This window comes from Noviherbaspirillum aerium, assembly GCF_008929045.1.
In the GTDB taxonomy this organism is placed as follows: domain Bacteria; phylum Pseudomonadota; class Gammaproteobacteria; order Burkholderiales; family Burkholderiaceae_D; genus Noviherbaspirillum; species Noviherbaspirillum aerium.
The window spans coordinates 33,817-41,114 of sequence record NZ_VFAH01000038.1; the positions used below are offsets into that span (position 1 = coordinate 33,817).

The window sequence follows — 7,298 nt, forward strand, 5'->3', positions numbered from 1 at the left end:
GAAACAGGGAGCGACATCAAGGCCGCTTGCCTGCTTGCCAACCGCTTGCCGTCCACTTACCGCCGGCGCGCATGACATCGGCATTGCAAGGCATATGTTCGCACGGATATCATCCGTCAGCTATGGGTGATAATTCAGCCACTCCTCCTGCAGTAACTGCAGCCCGATAACCTGGCCTCATCCCGGCCCCAGAAGACTTTCGATACCGTGACTCCATCCCTTTTGACCAGTGACGTTGCTTCCAGGTTCTATTCCAGATGGCTGAACGCCGATCCGGTTCGCGCAGGCATGGTGACGGAGCTTGCCGAATTATCCATTAGCCCGGAGCTTTTTGCTCGGCTTTTACAAAAGGAAACAGCGGCCGGCATGCCTCTTCCCCGCGCGATGCGGCGGGTACGCAACCTGGTCGTCGCCACGCTGATTGAACGCGACCTCGGCGGACGCGCGGATCTGGCGGAAGTGCTGTCGACCATCAGCGCCTTCGCCGATTTTGCCGTGCAGACGCATCTGAAGGAACTGACGGCGGAACTGCAGGAAGTTCACGGCGTGCCGACCGGTGCGGAATCCGGCCAGCCGCAGGAAATGATCGTGCTCGGCATGGGCAAGCTGGGAGGCCACGAGCTGAACGTCTCCTCCGATATCGACCTGATTTTTGTCTATCCGGAGAATGGCGAAACGCAGGTGAGTTCGCCCGAGCAGAGGCAGCTCTCCAATCATGAGTTCTTCATCAAGCTCGGCAAGAAACTGATCGGCGCCCTTTCCGAGATCACGGAAGACGGTTTCACCTTCCGGGTCGACATGGCACTGCGCCCGAACGGCGCTTCCGGCCCGCTTGCAGCGAGCATGGCCATGGTGGAAGAATACCTGCTGGTGCAGGGCCGCGAGTGGGAGCGCTATGCCTGGGTCAAGGCACGGGCCATGACCGGCAATGCGGAGGACATCGCCGCGCTGGACCAGATCGTCCGCCCCTTCGTGTACCGGCGCTACCTTGACTTCGGCGCCATCGAAGCCTTGCGCAACATGCATGGCCAGATCCGCGCCGAGGTCAAGCGGCAGGAAGCGCGTCACCCGGGCCGCGCCAACAATGTGAAGCTCGGCCGCGGCGGCATCCGGGAAGTCGAGTTCCTGGCGCAGGTGTTCCAGCTGATCCGCGGCGGCCGCGATCCGGCATTGCGCGACCGCTCCACCCGCATCACCCTGGATACCCTCGCGGAAAAGAATCTGCTGTCGGCCGAGGAAGTCGCCCAGCTGCAGGAAGCCTATGCATTCCTGCGCAACCTGGAACACCGCCTGCAATATGTCGACGATGCCCAGACCCACAACCTGCCGGCCGGCGAAGACGATCAGCTGCGCATCGCGCGCATGATGGGCTATGCGGATACCGATGCGATGCTGGCGCAGCTTGATGCTCATCGCGCCATCGTCGCCGGCCAGTTCGATGCCATTTTCGCGGACAAGACCAACGGCGCACCCGCCACGCCGGAAAGCGAGCAGGCCATCGCGGTGTCGCAATCCCTGTCGGAGAATGATGGCGGCGATGCCGTCCGTGCGCATCTGCAGACACTCGGTTTCGAGGATCCGGCATCGGCCGCGAAGCGCCTGCAGGCGACGGCGCAGTCGCCTCGCTTGCAGTCGCTCCCCGAAGCCAGCCGCGGCAAGCTGATGGCGCTCGTCAACGCGGCGCTGCCCCTGATTGCCGCCACCGCCAATTCGCGCAATGAAACCCTGGGCCGCCTGCTCGACTTCCTGGAAACCATCGCGCGCCGCGCCGCCTATCTCGCGCTGCTGACCGAATATCCAACCACCCTGGGCCGCGTCATCCGCATGATGAACGCCAGCGACTGGGCGGCGAAATACCTGACCCGGCATCCCATTCTGCTCGACGAGCTGCTGGACGACCGCAGCCTCAACGCCGCTCCCGACTGGCCCGCCTTCCAGCAGGAGGTGCAGCGCCAGCTTGCCGCGGCCGACGGCGATACCGAATTGCAGATGAATGTGCTGCGCGACCTGCACCATGCGCAGCTGTTCCGGCTGCTCGCGCAGGACCTGGAAGGCGCGCTCACCGTCGAGCGCCTTGCCGATCACCTGTCCGCGCTGGCCGACATCCTGGTGGAGGCGACCGTCGGCGCCGTATGGAAATCCATCCCCAACCGGCATCGCGACGTGCCGCGCTTCGCCGTGATCGCTTACGGCAAGCTGGGCGGCAAGGAGCTGGGCTATGCGTCCGACCTTGACGTGATCTTTCTCTTTGACGATGACGATCAGGAAGCGCCCGGCTTGTATGCCAAGCTTGCGCAGCGCTTCATTACCTGGATGACCAGCCATACGCCATCGGGCATCCTGTTCGACATCGATGTGGCGCTGCGTCCCGACGGCGCCAGCGGCCTGATGGTGTCGCGGATCAACGCATTCGAGAGATACCAGCTCGCCAACGCCTGGGTCTGGGAACACCAGGCACTTACCCGGGCGCGCTTCTGCGCCGGCGACACCGACATCGGCAGCCGCTTCGAAGCCATTCGCGAAAGGGTATTGCGCCAGCCGCGCGAAGAAAACAAGCTGCGTCGCGAGGTCGCTTCCATGCGCAAGAAGCTGCATGATGCGCATCCGAACCGCACCGAACTGTTCGACCTGAAACATGATGCCGGCGGGATGATCGACATTGAATTCATCGTGCAATACCTGGTGCTGAATCATGCCTCGACCTATCCGCAGCTGACGGCGGACATCGGCAACATCGCCCTGCTCAAATTGTGCGCGGAACTGGGACTGATCGACAAGACCCTCGCCGGCGATGTCGCGGATGCCTACCGCAAGCTGCGCAAGCTCCAGCACCAGATCCGCTTGCAGGGACATGAGCGCGCACGCGTCGATACTGAAAAAATCCAGCTCGAGGCAGCCCGCGTCAGGGAACTGTGGGCCGCAACGCTGGGACGCAGCCAGGAAGCCTGACCGGCACCGGAACCAGCGGCATCCTGGCTTGCGCTGCCTGATGGCACATAATGAAATCAATGACAACAAGATCTGGAGACGCACCATGGAACAAGGCGATTTTCTCAGGATGCTGTCCGATGAAGGTTTTTCGGAAGTCGTGACGGTCGACCGCGAACCGAACAGTGCCATCGATCTGCACACGCATCCATTCGAAGCGAAGGCGCTGATTCTCAAAGGCGAAATACGCCTGCGCGTTGGAGATGAGGAAAAGATATTCCGCACGGGCGATATCTTTCATCTCCGTGCGAATGAACCGCATTGGGAAAATTATGGCGCGGATGGGGTCAGTTACCTCGTTGGCCGAAAATCCGGCGCCGTCGGCCAGGCCTAGTCCGCTCTAGGCTTTGTTTGGAAAGCGGCAGCGCGGCGCGGATCCGCGTCTGCGGTGCTCGGCATACGTCCGTACGCATGCGCTCCCGCACCTCAACGCAACTCCGAACCGCCCGTGACGCTTCTCGAACACAGCCTAGAGCGGATTGCAGGTGGGTGTATGGAAGAATCGGTTTGCCTTGGGATGCAGGGCAAGGCGGGAGGAGCGCCGTGTGGCGGGCCACACCAGCCACGACCAACGCGGCCATGCGCCCAGGGCAAGCCGAGTCGAACGACCATTCACCTGCAATCCGCTCTAGTGTCGCCTGCCACCTTCGCGCTCCAGCAAGCCCGCCAGCTTTTCCATATCGACGGGTTTTACGAAATGATGGTCGAAGCCGGCAGTCATTGCGGTTTGCCGGTCCGGCTCCTGTCCATAGCCGGTCACGGCGATCAGCAGAGCGTCCGCGGTTTCCCTGCGGCCTTTCAGCATTCTTGCGAGCTGGTTGCCATCGATTTCCGGCAGACCGATATCGAGAATGCAGATATCCGGCAATTCCTGCTGCGCACGTTCGAATGCCCGTCGTGATCCGTGTTCGATCATGACTTCATGTCCCAGCGAGCCAATATACATCGCCAGCATCTCTGCCGCGTCTGCGTTGTCGTCGACAATCAGGATACGCTGCTTCCGGACGGTTTCCGCCAAACGGTGGCTGCTCAGGCTGCCCTCATCCTGCTGTTCGCGCACCAGTCTCGGCAGGCTGACGATGAACTGGCTACCCTTGCCCAATCCGTCGCTTTTGCAGAAAACGCTGCCGCCATGCAGTTCCGTCAGGCTGCGGACCAATGCGAGTCCGATGCCCAGGCCGCCCTGTGATCGGTCGGATGTCCGGTCCGCCTGAGTGAACAGATCGAAAACCCTCGGTTGCATCTCCGGCGCAATGCCGACGCCGTTGTCTTGTACGCTGAGCGTCAGCATGACATCGTCGACCTGCATCGACAGATGGATCCTGCCGCCTTCCGGGGTGTATTTCGCGGCATTGTTGAGCAGGTTGGTAATAATCTGCACCAGCCGCTTTTGATCACCCATCACATGAGCCTGCTCGGCCGCAATGTCCAGCGTCAGGTGATGGCGTTTCGACTCGATCAGGGGCATGACCTGCTCGACGGCGTCGGAGACAATGCTCTTGATATCCTGCGGGCGTTTCGTGATGTCCGCCAGTCCGCGCGTCACCCTGGAGACGTCGAGCAGATCATCCACCAGTCCGGTCAGGTGCTTGACCTGGCGGTTGATGATGCGGCTGGTGTTCTTCAATTGCCGGCTGTCGAGCTCGGCGATTTCCATGAGTTCGGCCGCTGCGCTGATGGGCGCGAGCGGGTTGCGCAGTTCATGGGCAAGCATGGCGAGGAACTCATCCTTGCGCAGGTTTGCTTCGCGCAGCGCCTCTTCATTCTGCCTGCGTTCGGTCACGTCGCGGGTGGTGCCGGCAATGGCCTCGACTTCGCCGTCCGGGCCGAGTACCGGGACGAAAATGTAATCATAGATGCGCCGTCCGAAGCTTCCATTGAAAGGAACATCGCCGCGTATCGGTTTGCGCGTCGCCTTGACCTGCTCGATTTCCCGGTCGTGCATTTCGGCGTGCCACGGTTCATATCCAAGCTCGAGGCAGTTCTTGCCGATGGCCTCATCCCAGGTCTTGTCCCACATCTTGAGGAGGACTTCATTGGCATAGACGAAGCGGTGGTTCAGGTCGAAAACGTAGGCAAGGTCGGGACTGTTTGCCAGGAAGGTTTCATACAGCCGACGCCGACGCTCGGACTCGTCGACCACATGCGCAAGCTCCTGCTCCACCTTCTTCTGCTCGCTGATATCGCGGTAGATGACGGCGATTCCATCGTTGTGGGGATAGGCCGACACATCGAACCAGGTGGTGCGTCCGAAGTAGTCATAGCAATGCGTAAACCTGGAGGCGACACGCGTGTCCATGACGCGCCGCAACTCCCTGCCCACTGACAGGTCTTCCGTACCAGGCCACAACTCCCAATGCGTACGGCCGAGAATCTCGGATAGCGGCCGGCCGTCCATGCGCAGCCCTTCGGAATTGATCTGCAACACACGAAAGTCCGCATCAAACATGATGAAGCCATCCTTCATGGTTTCCAGGATCTGGTGGCTGCGCTGCTGCTCGAGATGAAGCTGCCTCTCCGCCTGCTCTCTCTCAACGACGAGCCCGATCTGGCTGATGCAGATATCGGTGATGCGCAGCTCCCGCTCTTCGGGCCGGCGAGGGGTGTCGAAATATACGCTCAGCACGCCCAGCGGTTCGCCGTGAATGGTGTAGAACGGCGTGCTGTAAAGCGCCCTGATGCCCTCGTCTCTCGCAAACTGGCGATAGGCGGCATAAGCGGGATCGGTTTCGGTGTCGGCGATGATCATTTGCGCACGATTCTTGAAAGCGGTCCCGCACGCACCGTCGCCCACGCGAACATCCGCCAGCTGTGCGAGCGCGCCGGCACCAAGGCCCCGGCTCGTCTCGGTCACCAGCACATCGCGCCTGGGGTCATGCAAGGAAATGATTCCCTTGCCGGATCGATGCAAGTCGGTGATTGCGTTCAGAATCACCTCGAACTGCCCCTGCCGCGTGCGGGCCTGCAACAAGTCGCTGCTCATGGCATGCAAGCGCTGCCAGTCCACGACCTGGTGCGCAAGATCGGCGCGGGATTTTTCCAGGGCGGCGTCGATGCGGTCGCGTTCGGAGGACAGCTCGGCCTCGGCACGCTTCCTGATCTGCACTTCCTCGGAGAGCTCCTGGTTCAGCTGTTGCAGCCTCACCTTGTTGACATGGTCCTTCGTGACGTCGTTGCAGATGGCCAGCACGCCATGCACTCCTGATCCATCTTCGATCGGACTGTAGCCATAAGTCCACCAGACATCTTCCCGCCTGCCGTGACGCGTCACCGGGACGAGGGCGTCCTCATGCCAGGTGGCGCCCTTGCCGGACATGACCAGTTCGATTTCCGGGCCGATGATATGCCACACTTCGGTCCAGCAGTCCTGCCCGCGCTGACCGAGCGCGACGGGATGCCGCTCGGCTCCCAACGTCGCGCGGTAGGCATCGTTATAAAACTGGAGCAGGTCCGGTCCCCACCAGACGAACATCGGATGATTGGAGGTAAGGATCAGGCGGATGATGGTCTTGAGCAGTGACGGCCATGTATCAGGAGAACCGAGCGCAGTCGATGCCCAGTCGTGGGCGCGCATCAGGGCGCCCATCTCACCGCCTCCGGAAAGAAAATCCGATGGCGCTGTTACGGTTCTGTCTGCAATCACATTAATCACGATGAATTCTTTCGCCTGGAACCGGTTGCCATCCTGAAAAGGACAAGGAATAGTCCCGATTGTAACCGCGGCAGGAAATGCCATGTCCGAATCTGCTCAGCAAGCGGATATGGCGATTACTTCCCCAGCCAGTGCGGGCTCAAAAAAAAGCCCCGCAGGCGCGGGGCTTTTTCAGGCAGCGCAAGGCTGACTTGATCAGCGATTACTTCGCCGCCATCAGCGCAACCGTGGTGTCGAGCATGCGGTTGGAGAAGCCCCACTCGTTGTCGTACCAGGAAGAGACCTTGACCAGGCGGCCGGATACCTTGGTGAGGGTCGCATCGAAGTTGCTCGATGCCGGATTGTGGTTGAAGTCCACCGATACCAGCGGATCGGTGTTGTAGGTCAGGATGCCTTTGAGCGCACCGTCGGCGGCTTCCTTCATGATCGCGTTGATTTCATCGACGGTCGTGTCGCGCGCAGCGACGAAGGACAGGTCGACGATGGACACGTTGATGGTCGGCACGCGGATCGCGAAACCGTCCAGCTTGCCGTTGAGCTCCGGCAGCACCAGGCCGACCGCGGCAGCGGCGCCGGTCTTGGTCGGGATCATCGACTGGGTGGCGGAACGGGCGCGGCGCAGGTCTTCATGCATCACGTCGGTCAGCACCTGGTCGTT

The 7,298-nt window shown here is 61.2% G+C and carries 3 protein-coding genes and 1 pseudogene; 2 read left to right on the forward strand and 2 right to left on the reverse strand.

Annotation, left to right across the window (positions count from 1 at the left end; genetic code table 11):
* Positions 1-207: 207 nt before the first annotated feature.
* Complete coding sequence (gene glnE / locus FH061_RS28415; RefSeq protein ID WP_151639202.1) at positions 208-2,949, forward strand: bifunctional [glutamate--ammonia ligase]-adenylyl-L-tyrosine phosphorylase/[glutamate--ammonia-ligase] adenylyltransferase; 2,742 nt, start codon at positions 208-210, stop codon at positions 2,947-2,949.
* Between the two features lie 85 nt (positions 2,950-3,034).
* Positions 3,035-3,322, forward strand: coding sequence for a cupin domain-containing protein (locus tag FH061_RS28420; RefSeq protein WP_151639203.1), 288 nt, complete (start codon positions 3,035-3,037; stop codon positions 3,320-3,322).
* A 294-nt stretch (positions 3,323-3,616) separates the two neighbouring features.
* Here FH061_RS28420 and FH061_RS28425 read toward each other — a convergent pair whose 3' ends face one another.
* Both FH061_RS28425 and FH061_RS28430 read right to left on the reverse strand, forming a co-directional pair.
* Positions 3,617-6,574, reverse strand: coding sequence for a hybrid sensor histidine kinase/response regulator (locus FH061_RS28425; protein WP_192805307.1), 2,958 nt, complete (start codon positions 6,572-6,574; stop codon positions 3,617-3,619).
* A gap of 268 nt (positions 6,575-6,842) precedes the next feature.
* Positions 6,843-7,298, reverse strand: a pseudogene (locus tag FH061_RS28430) (erythrose-4-phosphate dehydrogenase); the annotation flags it as partial.

Excerpts from the sequence above, each read along its gene's own strand:
- FH061_RS28420 (WP_151639203.1), top strand. The coding sequence starts at position 3,035 with ATGGAACAAGGCGATTTTCTCAGGATGCTGTCCGATGAAGGTTTTTCG.
- FH061_RS28425 (WP_192805307.1), bottom strand. The coding sequence starts at position 6,574 with ATGGGCGCCCTGATGCGCGCCCACGACTGGGCATCGACTGCGCTCGGT.